15 protein-coding genes are annotated in these 16222 nt (G+C 43.9%); 9 read left to right on the top strand and 6 right to left on the bottom strand.

What is annotated here, in order from left to right; genetic code table 11:
* Positions 1-3: 3 nt before the first annotated feature.
* Complete coding sequence (locus BCV39_RS17245) at positions 4-1041, top strand: fumarylacetoacetate hydrolase family protein (protein WP_102433008.1); 1038 nt, start codon at positions 4-6, stop codon at positions 1039-1041.
* Positions 1042-1062: 21 nt separating this feature from the next.
* Positions 1063-1767, top strand: coding sequence for a maleylacetoacetate isomerase (gene maiA, locus BCV39_RS17240; RefSeq protein ID WP_102433007.1), 705 nt, complete (start codon positions 1063-1065; stop codon positions 1765-1767).
* A 215-nt stretch (positions 1768-1982) separates the two neighbouring features.
* Here maiA and BCV39_RS17235 read toward each other — a convergent pair whose 3' ends face one another.
* The 4 genes from BCV39_RS17235 to BCV39_RS17220 all read right to left on the bottom strand — a co-directional run bounded on the left by BCV39_RS17235 (position 1983) and on the right by BCV39_RS17220 (position 8081).
* Positions 1983-2912, bottom strand: coding sequence for a carbamate kinase (locus BCV39_RS17235; protein ID WP_102431585.1), 930 nt, complete (start codon positions 2910-2912; stop codon positions 1983-1985).
* Positions 2913-3676: 764 nt separating this feature from the next.
* Positions 3677-4426: a metallophosphoesterase family protein gene (locus BCV39_RS17230; RefSeq protein WP_102431584.1), complete on the bottom strand. Its 750-nt coding sequence runs from the start codon at positions 4424-4426 to the stop codon at positions 3677-3679.
* A 427-nt stretch (positions 4427-4853) separates the two neighbouring features.
* Positions 4854-5696: an AraC family transcriptional regulator gene (locus tag BCV39_RS17225; RefSeq protein ID WP_102431583.1), complete on the bottom strand. Its 843-nt coding sequence runs from the start codon at positions 5694-5696 to the stop codon at positions 4854-4856.
* Positions 5697-6074: 378 nt separating this feature from the next.
* Positions 6075-8081 (bottom strand): acetoacetate--CoA ligase, encoded by a 2007-nt coding sequence (locus BCV39_RS17220; RefSeq protein ID WP_102431582.1) that lies wholly within the window; start codon positions 8079-8081, stop codon positions 6075-6077.
* A gap of 199 nt (positions 8082-8280) precedes the next feature.
* On the opposite strand from BCV39_RS17220, the gene phhA reads away from it, so the two are divergent.
* The 4 genes from phhA (at position 8281) to BCV39_RS17200 (ending at position 10675) form a co-directional block, all read left to right on the top strand.
* Positions 8281-9075, top strand: a complete 795-nt coding sequence (gene phhA / locus BCV39_RS17215) for a phenylalanine 4-monooxygenase (RefSeq protein ID WP_048660545.1) — start codon at positions 8281-8283, stop codon at positions 9073-9075.
* Positions 9065-9403: a 4a-hydroxytetrahydrobiopterin dehydratase gene (locus BCV39_RS17210; RefSeq protein WP_102431581.1), complete on the top strand. Its 339-nt coding sequence runs from the start codon at positions 9065-9067 to the stop codon at positions 9401-9403. Before phhA ends, BCV39_RS17210 begins: the two co-directional genes overlap by 11 nt.
* Positions 9404-9652: 249 nt before the next feature.
* Complete coding sequence (locus BCV39_RS17205) at positions 9653-9862, top strand: DUF3283 family protein (RefSeq protein ID WP_102431580.1); 210 nt, start codon at positions 9653-9655, stop codon at positions 9860-9862.
* A 96-nt stretch (positions 9863-9958) separates the two neighbouring features.
* Positions 9959-10675, top strand: a complete 717-nt coding sequence (locus BCV39_RS17200; protein ID WP_017057670.1) for a YebC/PmpR family DNA-binding transcriptional regulator — start codon at positions 9959-9961, stop codon at positions 10673-10675.
* Positions 10676-10840: 165 nt separating this feature from the next.
* Here the strand turns inward: BCV39_RS17200 and BCV39_RS17195 are convergent, their stop codons facing one another.
* Positions 10841-11092: a DUF2798 domain-containing protein gene (locus BCV39_RS17195; protein ID WP_057622702.1), complete on the bottom strand. Its 252-nt coding sequence runs from the start codon at positions 11090-11092 to the stop codon at positions 10841-10843.
* A gap of 85 nt (positions 11093-11177) precedes the next feature.
* Between BCV39_RS17195 and BCV39_RS17190 the strand changes: the two genes are divergently transcribed.
* Positions 11178-12080, top strand: a complete 903-nt coding sequence (locus BCV39_RS17190) for a LysR family transcriptional regulator (RefSeq protein ID WP_102431579.1) — start codon at positions 11178-11180, stop codon at positions 12078-12080.
* A gap of 12 nt (positions 12081-12092) precedes the next feature.
* Positions 12093-12968 carry an NAD(P)-dependent oxidoreductase gene (locus BCV39_RS17185; RefSeq protein WP_102431578.1) on the top strand — a complete coding sequence of 292 codons (876 nt, stop codon included), beginning with the start codon at positions 12093-12095 and terminating at the stop codon, positions 12966-12968.
* A gap of 103 nt (positions 12969-13071) precedes the next feature.
* On the opposite strand, the gene BCV39_RS17180 is transcribed toward BCV39_RS17185, so the two are convergent.
* Complete coding sequence (locus BCV39_RS17180; protein WP_102431577.1) at positions 13072-14301, bottom strand: ROK family transcriptional regulator; 1230 nt, start codon at positions 14299-14301, stop codon at positions 13072-13074.
* Positions 14302-14524: 223 nt separating this feature from the next.
* Here BCV39_RS17180 and BCV39_RS17175 point away from each other — a divergent pair, with 223 nt between their 5' ends.
* On the top strand, positions 14525-16048 hold the full coding sequence (locus tag BCV39_RS17175) for a glycoside hydrolase family 32 protein (RefSeq protein ID WP_102431576.1): 1524 nt from the start codon (positions 14525-14527) through the stop codon (positions 16046-16048).
* The last annotated feature ends 174 nt before the right edge of the window (positions 16049-16222 follow it).

The following is a 16222-nucleotide window of genomic DNA, read 5'->3' as shown; positions in this document are numbered from 1 at the left end:
AGGATGAAATTAGCAACCAAGAAAAATGGTACTCGCGATGGCCTATTGATGGTCGTGAGTAAAGATCTCAAACAGTGCGTGCCAGCGACGGAGATTTTCCACGCAATACATCTTGCACCCACCATGCAGGTAGCCTTGGATAACTGGGACAGCGTTGCTCCTCAGTTAGAAGAGTTATACACCTCGCTCAATAACGGGCATGTGACGGGAAGTGAAGTGTTTGCCACTCAGTATTGTGAATCACCATTGCCACGCGCTTATCAATGGGCTGATGGCAGCGCTTATGTAAACCACGTTGAGCTGGTGCGTAAGGCTCGTGGTGCTGAAATGCCAGAAAGCTTCTGGGTCGATCCATTAATGTATCAAGGCGGCTCAGATGCCTTTATTGGTCCACGTGACAATATTGAATTTGCTAGCGACGAGTGGGGTATCGATTTTGAGGGCGAAGTCGCGATTGTGACCGGTGACGTGCCAATGGGTGCAAGTGCTAAACAGGCGCACGAGTCGATTCGATTACTGATGTTGGTGAACGATGTGTCGCTGCGCGGCTTGATTCCGGCTGAGCTCGCGAAAGGCTTTGGTTTCTTCCAGTCTAAACCGTCTTCGGCGTTCTCTCCGGTTGCGGTAACACCTGATGAGCTTGGCGAGCAATGGAAAGGCAGCAAGGTACATCTACCGTTGATATCGACCTACAACGACCAGCCTTTTGGTTGTCCGAATGCGGGCGTCGATATGACTTTCAACTTTGCTGAACTAGTAGTCCATGCTGCGAAAACTCGCCCACTATCGGCCGGTGCAATCATTGGCTCGGGCACGGTTTCTAATAAGCAAGGGACTGACCACGGCACCTCAATTGCCGAAGGCGGTGTGGGTTATTCATGTATTGCCGAAGTGCGAATGATTGAGACGATTCGTGATGGTAAGCCTTCGACTCAATTCATGTCGTTTGGCGATTCGATCAAGCTTGAGATGTTCGATGCAGCTGGTGACTCCATTTTTGGTGCGATTGACCAAAAAGTGAGCCAGTATCGAGCGCTATAATCCACGTAATAGGATTTCTGTATGAGCGAGAGCATCGTGAACAAGAACATTATACTTTACGGTTACTGGCGCTCGTCCGCAGCCTATCGAGTGCGTATTGGATTAAACCTGAAGCAACTCAACTACGAGTCTAAATCGGTGCACTTGGTGCGTAATGGCGGCGAGCAGCATGACCCACAATATCGTGAGCTCAACGCCAGCCAATTAGTGCCCGTGCTGGTGGATGGTGAAGTTCAACTCAATCAGTCACTGGCTATTCTTCAATATCTCGATGAACACTATTTGTGTGAGAGCAGCCCTGACTCCTCGCTCATTCCAGAGCAAACACCATTGCGCTATCAAGCACTGGCGATGGCTCAGGACATTGCGATGGAAATTCACCCTCTGAATAATCTACGTGTGTTGCAGTATTTGGAGCGAGAGTTGTCGTGCGAGCAAGAGGCAAAAATGGACTGGCTTCACTATTGGATGAGCCAAGGTTTCTGTGCTCTAGAAGAGAAGTTGGCAAAGCACAGAAAAGCACACGGTGACTCGGTGTATAGCCTCACGGATTCACCATGCATTGTCGATATCTGCTTGGTGCCGCAGGTGTATAACGCGCTGCGCTTTGGCGTTGATATGTCGCCGTATCCGTTGATTAACTCGATTGTTGAGGCGTGTAATCAGTTGCCCGCTTTTATTGAGGCGATGCCAGAGAATCAAGCGGATGCGAATGAGTCCATGTAGATTCATTGATGTAAACGCAAATACTCTTCCCTTGCGCTACCAAACCGTTTCTTGAAAGAAGCTGTTTCCAAAAATAAAAATATTAAATTCAGTGAGTGAGTGAATGAATATTTATCCCATTTGGCACTAATATGGCCTTAATAAAAAAGCCTCGTTATTAAATAAGAGGCTTTAACCCAAGGTTTTATATTAGTTGTGATTATCATTCGATAATGCTAATAATAAATAACACCTTCGCCTTTCGTAATTAGAGTACCAGCTTCATTGGTAATTATTTTATCTAAATCAAATAGTGAACCAATCGCCGCATTACCCAATCCAGCTTCAACGAATTTACAAACGGCATCAATTTTTGGCCCCATAGAACCAGCAGGGAATGAAAATTCTGCTAAACCAGCAGGCGTTGCTTGCTTCATTTCTGCTTGGTCTTCTTTACCATAGTTACGGAAAATCGAACCATCTGTTAAGATAATAAATAAGTCAGCATGGATTTTTTCAGCCAGTAATTCAGCCGTAAGATCTTTGTCAATTACGCACTCTACGCCAGTACTCTTACCTTGCTCGATACTCACGGGAACACCGCCGCCACCACAAGCGATAACAAGATTTTCTGTATCTAGAAGAGTTTCAATTTGCTGAATTTCAACAATGTTTTTGGGCAGAGGAGAAGGCACAACGCGACGGTAGTACTCGCCATCAGCTTTAAATTGCATTGTGCTCTGAGCCATTAACTCTTTAGCTCGTTGCTCTGTATATACAGGGCCAACAAATTTAGTCGGGTTAGCAAACGCAGGGTCTTTTTTGCATACTTCAGTTTGCGTGACTAGCGTCGCTACGTCTAATTCAGGATCAATGTTTCTTAGCTCTTGTTGTAACATGTAGCCCACCATGCCACAGGTTTGAGAGCCGAGCACATCCATTGGGTACGAGGTCGTCTCTGGTGAATATTCGCTATAAGCTGCGTTTTGTTCCATCAACAAACCTACTTGTGGGCCATTACCATGAACGATAACAATCTCATGCTCGCGAGCGATCGCGGCAATACTCGCCGCGGATTTGATTATATTTTCACGTTGGTTCTCAGCCGTTAATGCTTGGCCTCTTGCTAAAAGAGCGTTACCGCCTAAAGCTAATACTATGCGCATGATAATGTCTCCGATCATTTTATAATGATTTTATTTTACGTAGGAATTAACCGCTTGTTATTTCTAGTTGGGTTCAAGCTTATTAATAACAATGACTAGGTTGTTAATTACTCTTAAGTAATTAACATGCCGAGATAGTATGGGAAAATAACCGTTCTAAATGTGATAGCTATCAAATTATCATTTGACTAGAAATGGAGCTGTGGAAACGGCAATTATTTAAATTCGATTAAATATCCATAAGCTTGGATACAATCTAGCGGTGGAGTCTTTTTTGGTATAAATGATTCGTCTTTAGTGAATATTATCTCAGGCTATAAAATGACTATTTTTCTATTTTTGTTTTAAATATGATGAGCAGATCGCATTAAGAACTTTAGAAAAGGCACGAGGCCATACTGAGGTGAGGATTCACGAGCTTAGTAGTTTAGAATCGGTTTTTATCGGCCAACCAAGGGCTGCTTAAAGTGTTTAGTGTTTAATGCTTCTCCCGTTACTTGCTTCATTCAGTCATCGGTTTTCAATCGGCTGCCTTTACTCCAGATGTTGTCTGATAGCGAAATGCTCCATATATCTTGCACACAACCGTTTGTCGGTAAAAGCCGTTTTACGGGGCACTAATCGAAAAGGGAGAGCTTTTGAACCAGGAAATGCCAAGGGTTAAAAATCATATTGTGACAATTTTGGACAAAAATGATTTAGAACTATAGCTCTAAATCATCTATACAAGATTAGAAAAAGTATCTTGAAACCTTAAATGCTTGTTATAAGCACCTGCCTGTGGATAGAAAATGAACCCAGTCATTTCTGCCTCTCTTTTGAGCTTCACTTACTGCACTTTCTACATCATACGTTACCTTATGGAAAACAACGTCCCACTTACCATCGGTGTTTCGCTGTAATGTCGCGTATGATGCTCTTGAAGAAAAGTTTTGCATTGAGTGAACACTTGGTTCGTCATCCGTATATGCCTGCAAACCAACACTACCAGGGTTTATGACTAATTGCCCCGTAGATAGCTCAACACACCTTGGTGTATGTGTATGACCACAAATGATAACCGGAGAGGTAATACCATTTAGTCTTTCAAGTATTTCGTGATCAGTTCGAACTATTGGTTTTCCAGTACTAATATCCTCTAGTAAATACACAAGGTCATCCGTTGGTGTCCCATGACATGCATAAATGTCATTTGTGATTTGTAAGTCGAATGGTAGTTGCTTCATCCAACTGAGTGGCTCTTGGTCCAACTCACATAGAATAAATTGCATTGTAGGATTTGATTCTATTTCAGCTTCCGTTGCCTCGTATATCTGTCGGTCTTGATTACCCGATATAGTTATAGCACCCAATGATTTCAAATAATCATATGTCTGCCTCGGAGCTATCGGACCATATAAAATATCACCTAAATTAATGAAAGCCGTAAAACCTTTCGCTCTAGCATCCTTAACCACTGCCTCAAGCGCAAAAATGTTACTATGAATATCTGATAATATTGCAAACTTTTCCACAATGCACTCCTTGTGCTTATAACATTTTAATATCGTGCCAGCACGAATTGATGTATACAGCATATATCAAGAGCTTTACCTAACCAACTGAAAATTATAAATATAATCAAGTTTGATTCTAATTTTCAGTTGAAAACCGTGCAAGCACATATTGCTTCCGATTCAAGGCACGTTATCAATCAAAAATTTTCTTTTAGTTCTCTATTATTCAATGGCTTAAAAATAGTTGAACAACATATTCGTGCGTAAGTATGATTAAAGGTTAGTCTGTTGTGGATTAAAACATTTAGCTACATTGTTGGAACTCTAGGCATGAGAAAAGTAAGGCAAGTTGCAGGGTTTGAAACTGAGTTCAATCCCTCTCTGGCTCACTTTGGGGCAAAAGTGAGTCAGCCGTGATTGACTGACTCAAGGGAAGCTCTCTTAGCTATTTGATCGGAATATAGATTTCGGTTTTTAAATTCTCAGGTTTAGTTCGTCTTGGGTCTCGATTCAGGTATACCTCAAAGCATGGTTGATCTCGCAGTTCAAACCCACTCTCTGGTAGCCATTTCAAGAGTAAATAGCTATAAGCTTCAGAGAGTTTCTCGTAAGTACCTTTGTGTAAGGCCTTGGCATATTTGCCACCCAAGATTGTCTTGCGCTCGATACCTTCAGGTAATTCCATCTCAGTAACGATCGTTGCACATGCATCGTAGCGTATATTATCTACAAGGGTTATATTCGGGTCGTCATGGCTTATTCCTATCGTTATTGTCTCGGGTTGAATTAAGCGATTAGAATAAACAAACGGCATCAGTTGACCCCATGCGGTTGCAGCAGCATCATTGTATTTGCCACTACCTCTGGAATACAGGACTTCCGTAGACTTGCGATCGACAACGTTTATATTCATCTTTATGTCCTCAAAACTAGTGAGTTGTTGCCCTTTTAAGGCAGGAACTGTTTTTTGATGACGAATATACGATGGTGTACAAGAGAACTGCTTTCGCATCGCCTTATTAAAAGAAGCTTGGTTTTCATAGCCACAAGAAAAAGCAATCTCAGTCATGCTCTCATCCCCATAAGCAATACTTCGTGCCGCCCTCTCTAAAAGCAGGCGCTTACGCATCGCATATACACCCTCGCCATAATAGGCTCGGAACAAGTGATGAAAATGGTATTTTGAGAAGTGAAATTTTGATAATAGCTCTTCTATTACCATCGGTTGATCAAGGTGAGATTCTAAATACCTCACTACCTTCTCCAACCTCACATAGTTGTTCTGCATTACTTATACATCCATCCTATTTCGACATAGGTAGTGTCCTATACCGCGAGACTAAGTGATTTTCCATTATTGCTAATTTGTCTGAAAGTTTAGATTCAAGACCGTTTTCAAACCTGACATCAATCTAAAAAATACAAGCAACATAAGAAAAAGTAACTAAAGAACATTGCCAATTTGGCTACTGAATAAAACACTACGGGGCCGAAATGAGTTCGAGCAGTCTGTTGGAACGGCTTAAAGCTAGAGTTAAAAAGTGACAGACATATCCTGACTACTCTACCTAAAAACATCGAATACTAAGATCAAAAAAACCTCCACAGCGTCACTTCATTATCCGTGGAGGGGCGCTTCTCACTCACGCTCTTCTAGGTCTTAACACTAAAGCGAAACTACACGCTTTATCTCTTCCAAAACCTCGGCGTTAGCGATAGCCCCGAGGTTTTCTACATCCTTACCATTCACCACCTGTTTCACCGCCAATTCCACCAGTTTGCCAGAGCGTGTTTTCGGCACGTCACTGATAGCAAAAATCTGGCTCGGCACATGCCTTGGTGAGCAAGAGGACTTGAGCTTGCTCTTGATGGCAGCCAATAGCGTTTCATTTAGAACCACGTCTTGCTGCAACTGAACGAACAGCCAGATCTGCTCATTGCGGTCGACATCTTTACCGACGGCGATGGAATCTATGATGCCCTCAATGGTGTTCACTTGTTGGTAGATCTCAGCAGTACCAATACGAACACCTCCAGGGTTGAGTGTAGTGTCACCTCGCCCGTAGAACAGATAACCGCCATGCACGCTCTGTGCGACTTCGTCACCGTGGTGCCATACATTTTCGAATCTATCCCAATAAGTGCTGTGGTAGCGCTCTCCGGTATCATTCCAGAAGCCAACTGGGAAGTTTGGGAGGGAATTGGTGCACACCAGTTCACCACGTTCGTGATTAACCTTGTGACCAGACGAATTGAACACCTTGATGTCGACGCCAAGCCCTGCCTGTTGGCATTCACCGCGATGCACTGGCGAGATAGGATTACCCAACACAAAGCAGCCACAAATATCTGTACCACCAGAAATAGACGCCAAATGCAGATCTTGTTTGATGTGTTCGTAAACATAATCAAACTGCTCTGGGTAGAGCACAGAACCGGTCGAGCACAGTGTTTTTAGGTGAGGAAGAGAGTGGCTTTCGATAGGCGAGAGTTCTGCCTTCTCGATCGCTTCTAGATACTTGGCAGAGGTACCAAACAGCGACACATCGGCGCGCTGTGCCAAGTCCCATAGAACATTGGGTTGCGGGTAAACCGGGCTACCATCAAAGATCACTAAACAAGCGCCGCTGGCAAGCGCAGAGACGTGCCAGTTCCACATCATCCAACCACAAGTGGTGTAGTAGAACACGCGGTCGTTTGGCTTAACATCGCAATGAAGCTGATGCTCTTTTAGGTGGTTGATGGTGGTGCCACCAACCGAGTGAACAATACACTTTGGCTTGCCTGTTGTGCCGGAAGAGTAGAGTACAAACAATGGTTCATTGAAGCTGACACGCACAAATCGTACAGGTTGTGGCTGATAATGATTGATCATGCTGTGCCAGCTTCGAATCGACACATCATTTTCAAAGTCATTCCTTCCCAAGTAACCGATCTGACACACCTGTTTTAGATCGGTTAAGTGCTCGATGATTTCACGGTTCTTGTCCGTCATATCGAACGTTTTGCCATTGAAGGTATAGCCATCACAGGTGAACAGCACCTTGGGTTTCACTTGGCCAAATCGTTCAATCACACTCTCGACACCAAAATCAGGCGAGGTCGATGTCCAAATCGCGCCCAAGCTGGTGGTTGCCAGCATCGCTATTACGGTTTGTGGCAGATAGGGCGTATACGCAGCAACCACATCACCTTGCTTCACTCCGCTATCGACAAGCCATTGCTGAACGCTAGAGACCGCTTCACACAGGGTTTTCCATGTATAACTCTGTTGTTCGCCACGTTCATTCTCAAACCAAATCGCCAGTTCATTAGGCATGACGTACGCCAAATTCAGCAAGTTCTCGGCGTAGTTTACTTGTGCATTGGGAAACCAAACCGCATCACGATTCGATTTAGGCTGCTGCCAGCGGCTCTCACCTTGAGCTTTGATGGTCTCGCTTTCTGCCTTGTTAGTAGAGCCTTGCGAGCCAACCATTTCACAAAACTGCCACACGTTTTTCCAAAACGATTCCGGATGTTCTACAGACCATTGATGGAGTTCGGCGTAGCTTTTTACGTCCCTATCTAGGTTTAACCCAGATTGTTCAAGGCTATCGATAAATCGGGTTAAGTTGGCATCGGCGATACGCTGCTCGCTTGGCTGCCAAATGGGCTTATTGCTTTCGTGCATTCCTTTACCTTTAACAAAAAGTTAACGTTTTCAGTCTGGTATTTAGGTTTTACAAAGTCAAAAGTTCAGCAAAATAAGCGTCTGGCGGAATTGTGTAAATAAAATGTTACACGATCGCCTATTTCGAAAAATCGCGCAAATTGGCGCTTATAAGGAGTGGAGATAGGCTTAAAGTGAGACATTCGAAAGGAGGTGTGTAATGACTCAATATCATTCTAAGCCCGTGAGCCAAGAGGGATGGGTTGAGTGGAGCCTCGAAGAAGATGCCATTTGGCACGACTTGGTGAAAAGGCAACTGGACGTCATTAGTGACCGCGCTTGTGATGCCTATTTGCACGGTTTGACCCTGCTGGATCTGCCATTAGACAGAGTTCCTCAGCTTCCAGAGATAAATAAAGTGCTAAAGGAAACAACAGGTTGGCAGGTTCAGCCTGTTCCGGCGTTAATCGATTTCGACCGTTTCTTTGATTTGCTCGCGAATAAGAAATTCCCCGTCGCGACATTTTTGAGAACGCGAGATGAGTTCGATTACTTACAAGAACCTGATTTCTTTCATGAAATTTTTGGTCATTGTGCCATGCTTACTAATGCTGATTTCGCAGCATTCACTGAGCATTATGGAAAACTAGGCCAAGCGGCGACATCAAAACAGCGCGCTTATCTTGCCCGTTTGTATTGGTTTACGGTCGAGTTCGGTTTAGTAAAAGAAGGCCAACAACTGAAAATATATGGCGGTGGCATCCTTTCGTCTCCGGCGGAAACCATGTATGCGTTGGGAGGGGATTTGGCCGTTCGCGAGCGGTTCGATCTGCAAACGGTTTTAAGAACTCCTTATCGCATCGACATCATGCAGCCGAAATATTACGTGATCGACGAGCTATCTGAGCTCTTCAAAATCAGTCAGGAAAACCTATTACAGCAAGCTGATCTCGCGATTGATGCGGGGTTACTACCACCACTTTTTGAACCCAAGGAACCAACAAATGTTGAATGAACAAAAATGCGAAGCCTGCAGTATCGACGCGATTGCCCTAAGTAAAGACGAGCAACAATCTTTACTGTTGGAGTTGTCTGATTGGCAGATCATGGAAAGAGACTGCATCCCACAGCTTGAGAAGGTGTTTAAGTTTAAGAACTACAAGCAAGCATGGGCATTCAGCAACAAAGTGTCAGAGTTGGCAGAAGAAGAGTTCCACCATCCTTCGATCTTATTGGAGTGGGGCAAAGTCACCGTCACTTGGTGGAGTCACTCAATCAAAGGTCTCCACAAAAATGATTTCATCTGCGCCTCACGCTGTGATGTATTCGCGGTGAGTGAGTAGTTTCATAGATTAGAAATCACTCTTTCGCCTTTGTGATGTGATTAACTCATTATTCGGCTCATTAGGTGAGTCGAATAAGCAATACTTTCGCATCATGGGGCGTCACTTCTCTCAAACTAGCTTGACCTGCATCAGCGACTTGCTTGGTTTCGGGTCTCATAAACCCTTTCTGTTACTCATAGTATTGGTTTTATGAGGCTGCTCTATGATATATTTCTCGGCCAAGTGTATTACAGACGAAGGCTAGCAATGTCTATCAACCTTTCACTCCTTCCACCCAGCGAGAAAAATAGAATCGAACTGGATAAGCAAGCATCGTTTCTTGTATGGAAACTGAAGCAAGCGAAATGTGGCCCTGAAGCCATTGTTGAAGAAGCAATGAAGCTAGGTGACCCAGATGAAAAGGTGTGGTTTGAACAGTCTGTAGAAAAATACAAACGGGTAATGGGTGTCGCATAAACGCAGACAAACCTTGCCCAGCAGTGCTGTAGAATTGAAATGACACAGTAATTTGCTAGAATTTGCACCGTTAATTGAATCAGAGAGAAGATCCCGATGGGAAGAAGTTTTGAAGTGCGCAAGGCCTCAATGGCGAAAACTGCAGGCGCAAAAATTAAAGTTTATTCTAAATACGGTAAAGAGATTTACGTACTGGCTAAGAACGGCAGCTCTGACCCAGACATGAACCTACCTCTTAAGCACCTGATTGCTAAAGCGAAGAAAGACCAAGTACCCGCTCACGTTATCGACAAAGCGATCGATAAAGCGAACGGCGGCGGCGGTGAAGACTTCCAACCAGCTCGTTACGAAGGTTTTGGCCCAGGTGGCACAAGCGTAATCGTTGACTGTCTAACTGACAACGGCAACCGTACTTTCCAAGACGTTCGCCAATGTTTCGTTAAGACTGGCGCGAAAATCGGTGTTGAAGGTACTGTTTCTCACATGTTCGCTCACCAAGCTGTATTCCAGTTCAAAGGCGAAGATGACGAGATCATCCTAGAAACGCTAATGATGGAAGACGTAGACGTGACTGACGTTGAGCTAGAAGACGGTGTTATCACTGTATTCGCTCCAACTACTGAGTTCTTCAAAACGAAGACAGCACTAAACACTGCGTTCCCAGAGCTAACTCTAGACGTTGAGGAAATCACTTTTGTTCCTCAAACGACTACGCCAGTAGCTGAAGAAGATTCTGAGAAGTTCCAGAAGTTCTTAGACATGCTTGACGACTGTGATGATGTTCAGCAGGTTTACCACAACGCTGAGCTGTAATCTTTACAGTAACAACAGTTATTAAAAAACCGAGCCTAGTGCTCGGTTTTTTTATGGGCGTAATTCAGGCGTTTATCCATGAACAGCGTTTTTTGAACGCATCTCTTTGGTCGCAGCCTCTTAATGATATTGTCTAGAACATAGCTCCTGAACATTAACCCTTGATCATCGTTCCGTGATCTCAGGTTCGCAAAGCGTTCTCGGGCGACAAATCCATGCAGAGAGTTTTCTGATCAAAGGGAGCACGGTGAGGTTGAGCACGATGGCACACGGCCAAGCAATGAAAAAGCTTTGCATCCAGATTGGCGGCCATTCGTGGCTGAACCCCATTTTGTAGCCAGAAATTAACCCAGACATGATGGTCGCCATGGTCAGGGAGGATAAAATCGCGGTTACCCAAAATTGTTTGTTGTTCATATTATGTTTCTCCCGTGATTTTCTGTTGTTGATGAGATAAGGTTACTCCTATCCATTAATGAGAAAAATAGGCACATATAGAAGTATGAATTCCATATTTGGAAACATTGATGATCTGTTCTTATTCTGTGCAGTGGTTGAAGAGGGCTCTTTGCTATCGGCTTCGAAACGGCTGCAACTGCCAGTGTCGACTATGTCGCGTCGATTAACTGCATTGGAAGAGCGCCTCAATATCCGACTTTTAGAAAAAAAAGGTCGTGAGCTGGTGGCCACCAAAGATGGTGAAGCGGCCTTTGCTGCACTGAGCAGTGGCATGGAATCTATCCATCAAGGCTTTAATAGCTTGTTGGAAGAGCGTGATGCTATCCAAGGTAAGATTAAGCTCGCAGTGCCTCACAACTTCTATAGTGGCTTTCTAGGGTCGACAGTAGAGCAATTCCTCACTCAATATCCGAACGTTCAGCTCGACCTCACCCTGAGCCAGCAGCAGCTTATTCCGCAGACCGATCGTGACTTACTGATCACGTTTAAGATCTCGGACATGGAAGGCATGATTGCTCGACCACTTTTTAAAGCCAAACACGGATTTTTCGCGAGTCGGGAATACTTAGATTCGCGAGCAACAATAGAAAAGCCGGACGACTTAGAGCTTCAAGATTGGATTAACGTTGATGATGTGTTTGATATGCCGCTCTACAAATCCGACCGCTTAGAGCAGATGATCACGATTAAACCTAAGTTCATCGTCAACGACATTCATGCGGTGGCAGCCGCGGCGCAAAAAGGCTTAGGGCTTGCATCATTGCCTTTTCGTCATGTATCCCGAGAGATGAATTTGATTCAAGTGCTTCCCGAATATCATCGGGGTGATCGCCAAGCGTATTTAGTGTACAAAGAAAGAAAATATCAGCCAAAGGCTTTGACCTTGCTTATTGATGCATTGATTGAGAGTGTTCGATCTTTTCATAGCGATGACTTGGTCAAATAAAAGGAGAAAGAAATGAAAGTAAGTTTTATCGGGCTAGGCGTTATGGGCTTCCCAATGGCAGGTCACCTAGTCAAAGCTGGTTTCGAAGTAACGGTATTTAACCGCACTCACAGCAAAGCGCTAGACTGGGCTGATAAACACCAAGGTAAAGCGGCAGAATCTGTGGCTGAGTGTGTCGCAGAAGCCGACGTGGTATTGGTTTGTGTGGGTAACGATGACGACGTGCGCAGCATGACAACCAGCGAAACAGGCGCACTGGCTGCAATGAAGCCAAACGCGATTCTTGTCGACCACACAACAACGTCTGCAATCCTGTCTGAAGAGCTTGAAGTGGCTGCGAAGCAATCAGGTGTTCGCTTTATGGATGCACCAGTATCTGGTGGCCAAGCAGGCGCAGAAAACGGCGTGCTAACTATCATGTGTGGTGGTGAGCAAGAGCTATTCAACGACCTTCAACCTGTATTCGAAGCTTACGGTAAATCGTCAGTTCTGATGGGTAAAGTCGGCCAAGGCCAACGCGCAAAAATGGTTAACCAGATCTGCATCGCGGGTGTATTGAACGGCTTATCTGAAGGCTTGGTACTTGCTGAAAAATCAGGTTTGGATATCCCAACTCTGGTTGATTGCCTTAAAAACGGCGCAGCAGGTTCATGGCAGATGGAAAACCGTGCTACCACAATGGCGCAAGACAAGTTCGATTTCGGCTTCGCAATTGATTGGATGATCAAAGATTTAGGTTTCTGCCTAGATGAAGCAGAACGTCAAGGTATCCAACTTCCGTTGACTGAAAAGACTAACAACGCCTACAAGGCACTGTCTGCCGAAGGGCAAGGCCGCATGGATACATCAGTATTGATGAAAGCTGTCGTTGAAGAGACTAAAAAGTAGAAGAGACGAAGAAGTAGAAAGATCGAAGTAATTGAAGCTTCGTTTAGATAACTAAAAATAGCCGCTGATTAGCGGCTATTTTTTTGGTTTGTGTTAGCTAACTTTATTTAGAACTTTCAGGTGTGTTGGTGGCTTTAATCCCTAGATGTGCTAAAGGCAAAAGTAGCTCATTTGACATCACGTTGTGATAATTTCCTTTATGAACCAAATCTTCATCACTTTCATCAAGAACCAGTTCGATATTGCTTGCCAGATCCGGAAGTAATAAACGAAATGTGTATTCCTTTACACGATTTAAGAAATCAGCCCCTAATTGCGTCAGTTCATCACCAATTACCACTAAATCAGGGTTTAATTGGTTAATATTGTTTACTAATCCATGTGCTAAGCACTTAGCTAAGTAATCAACCGCGTTTATCGCAGCAGATTCTCTGTCATGAAATGCATTTACTACCATTTCAAAGTCCGCGGATGTTAATGAGGCCTCTTCCTTGTAACGTTCAACCAAGGCCGTTGTTGAGCTATACAGCTCAAGGCAACCTAGATTGCCACACTTACATTGCGGCCCTTGAAAATTGATTGATGTGTGACCAATCTCTCCAGCCGTCCCTAAACTACCGTGATAAACCTGCCCTTCAATCACGAGGCCTGAACCTACACCCTGCCCAAGAGATACATACAGTAAAACGCTTGCTTCATAAGTGCTTTGTAGCTGGCGCCAAACCGCGAGTGCAGCCAATTTTGCATCATGGCCTGCATAGATTGGATAGTCTGGAAATTGCTCTCGCATGTGGGAAATAAAATCAACATCTTGCCAATTTTTTGCGTCGGTCATCAGTATAATTTTATTATCTTGCTCTAAGAATGGGCCGGGCATCGCAACCGAGATCCCTAAAATATCACCTTCCTGCTCATTCAGAACATCGCTCACTTGCTTGGTCAAATACTCGATCAGCTCTTCTGGGCTATTATCAGTATTAATTGGTTTGACTAGGCTGGTTAGCGAAACACCATTGAGATCGTAGGTATCAATTGAGAAGTTAGTACGCTGTATTCGAACGGACACAATTCGTAGATGTTGGGTATTGAACCCCAAATAAATAGAGCTTCGACCACGTGCCGCTTTTCGCACACCAGTTTCAACAATAAGCCCTTGTTCTATTAGAGGTTTTATCGCTCTAGTTACCGTCGCTTGGTCAAGTCCAACCAATTGGCTGATCTCTTTTCTGGAGCAACTACCACTATTGTGAAGTGCATTAAGAATGACGCGCTTATTATGATTTTGTACATCATCTAACGAAACGCCCAGTCCGCTTCTCATAGGCTTATTCATAGTTCTCCTGACCAATTTGATCTGCAATAACGTTCCAATGGATCTACACAATATATAGAAAAAGTTAAGTTTCAATAAAATCATATAGTTAGAAATTGAGTCTACTTTACTTATGTGAGCGCAATCTCAAGTTCATCATACTATATTTGTTAGCTGCAATTAAATGAAATATATTTGATTGCAGGTTGCAATTAAATATATTTCGATAACATTGGAGGTCCTTGTGGTATTCGATAAGAAGAAGCATCAGGCAATTATTGATCAAGTTGAAGAATACATCGCTGAGCATAAAGATACGGTTAAGCAGCACCATTGGCGTGAACATTACCATTACCAAGCACCGGTAGGCTGGATTAATGACCCGCATGGACTGATTCAATATCAGGGTAAATACCACCTTTTCTATCAACATCATCCTTTTACTGGCAAGTGGGGAACCATGCACTGGGGACATGCAGTCAGCGAAGATCTCATTCACTGGGAAACACTGCCAGAAGCTTTAGCACCAAGCGAAGAATATGACGGCTGGGATGGCGGAGGTATCTTCACGGGTAGTGCTGTGAATAACGATGGTGTGATGACTCTTTTCTATACGGGATGTGCACAAGCTCGCCAAGTTCAATGTATGGCAACGTCGACTGATGGCGTTAACTTTGACAAATATGACGGGAACCCAATCTTATCTGATCCACCAGAGGGAATTAACCTACATGACTTCCGCGATCCAAAGGTTTGGAAGCATGAAGGCTCATGGTACATGGTGACTGGTGTAACAGATGGCGTGAGCGATCTAATTAACCCATCAAACTACGAGACCAATGGATTCGGTAAAGTCTGCCTTCACAAATCAGACAATTTAACCGATTGGGAATTCGTAGGTTATTGTGTAGAGAGTATGGGTGAACTCGGGACAATGCTTGAGTGCCCAAATATCTTCAAATTGGGTGACAAACACGTCCTTATGTATTCACCTATGGGTATGCAACAGCGTCAAGTAGTTTACCTTGTTGGTGACCTTGATTACCGAACTGGTAAGTTCCATTGGTCTACGATGGGTTCTCTAGATTGGGGATTCGACTACTACGCACCACAAGTGTTCGATGATGAAAATGGGCGCACTCTCATACAAGCTTGGATCGGTTCATGGCCATTCATGCCATGGTGTGATGGCACTTACGATACCAGTGAACTGGGTTGGTACGGTAGTATCACTTTGGCCCGAGAAGTCTCTTTATGTCACGATGGGAAACTGAAGTTCACGCCTGTGCAAGAAGTTGAAAAATTGCGCCATTCTCCAAAAAGACATACAGAGCTCCAGTTAAACGATGGTGAAAAATTCGCATTTGAAGCAGGTGATAATGTTCACTGTGAAATCATTGCTGACATCGATCTAGCCGCAAGCGACTGTGATAGCATTGTATTTGAAATTCGCAGTAAAGGTGAGCAGAAAACACTGATTGAGTTGGATCTAAAGAAAGGCGAACTGGCCTTTGATCGTACTCAATCGGGCAGTCGTTCAGCCTTACGTAGAACATGCCCACTAGAGTGTGCGAGTAAAGATCGAGCAAACATCCGTATCTTTATGGACAGTATTTCTGTGGAAGTCTTTACCGATGGAGGTCGTACTGTGATGACCAATAACATCTTCTCTGATGAAGACAGTGCAGGTCTCTATGTATACGCTAAGAACGGCAATGCTAGAATTGAGACACTAAAAACATTCGGTATGAAAAGTGTTGCCGAATAACTGATTCAGCTTTCCCCTTCTTCTTTTTAGCCCAGCTTATTGCTGGGCTTTTTTGTTCCTCAAAAAGTATCCCCATGAAAAAAAGTCCTTTTTATCCAACTCAAATAACGATCCTCAAAACAAAAACACGATCCTTTTCACATTCTACATTTCATTTAATTGTTTCTTGCAATT

It is taken from the genome of Vibrio sp. 10N.286.55.E10 (genome assembly GCF_002872555.1).
Taxonomy (GTDB): domain Bacteria; phylum Pseudomonadota; class Gammaproteobacteria; order Enterobacterales; family Vibrionaceae; genus Vibrio; species Vibrio crassostreae.
The sequence above is the reverse complement of the archived record's forward strand: the minus strand, read 5'-3'. Positions and strand labels throughout refer to the sequence as shown.

Excerpts from the sequence above, each read along its gene's own strand:
- BCV39_RS17190 (WP_102431579.1), top strand. The coding sequence starts at position 11,178 with ATGAATTCCATATTTGGAAACATTGATGATCTGTTCTTATTCTGTGCA.
- maiA (WP_102433007.1), top strand. The coding sequence starts at position 1,063 with ATGAGCGAGAGCATCGTGAACAAGAACATTATACTTTACGGTTACTGG.
- BCV39_RS17210 (WP_102431581.1), top strand. The coding sequence starts at position 9,065 with ATGTTGAATGAACAAAAATGCGAAGCCTGCAGTATCGACGCGATTGCC.
- BCV39_RS17245 (WP_102433008.1), top strand. The coding sequence starts at position 4 with ATGAAATTAGCAACCAAGAAAAATGGTACTCGCGATGGCCTATTGATG.
- BCV39_RS17185 (WP_102431578.1), top strand. The coding sequence starts at position 12,093 with ATGAAAGTAAGTTTTATCGGGCTAGGCGTTATGGGCTTCCCAATGGCA.
- BCV39_RS17225 (WP_102431583.1), bottom strand. The coding sequence starts at position 5,696 with ATGCAGAACAACTATGTGAGGTTGGAGAAGGTAGTGAGGTATTTAGAA.
- BCV39_RS17205 (WP_102431580.1), top strand. The coding sequence starts at position 9,653 with ATGTCTATCAACCTTTCACTCCTTCCACCCAGCGAGAAAAATAGAATC.
- phhA (WP_048660545.1), top strand. The coding sequence starts at position 8,281 with ATGACTCAATATCATTCTAAGCCCGTGAGCCAAGAGGGATGGGTTGAG.
- BCV39_RS17220 (WP_102431582.1), bottom strand. The coding sequence starts at position 8,081 with ATGCACGAAAGCAATAAGCCCATTTGGCAGCCAAGCGAGCAGCGTATC.
- BCV39_RS17195 (WP_057622702.1), bottom strand. The coding sequence starts at position 11,092 with ATGAACAACAAACAATTTTGGGTAACCGCGATTTTATCCTCCCTGACC.
- BCV39_RS17180 (WP_102431577.1), bottom strand. The coding sequence starts at position 14,301 with ATGAATAAGCCTATGAGAAGCGGACTGGGCGTTTCGTTAGATGATGTA.
- BCV39_RS17235 (WP_102431585.1), bottom strand. The coding sequence starts at position 2,912 with ATGCGCATAGTATTAGCTTTAGGCGGTAACGCTCTTTTAGCAAGAGGC.
- BCV39_RS17200 (WP_017057670.1), top strand. The coding sequence starts at position 9,959 with ATGGGAAGAAGTTTTGAAGTGCGCAAGGCCTCAATGGCGAAAACTGCA.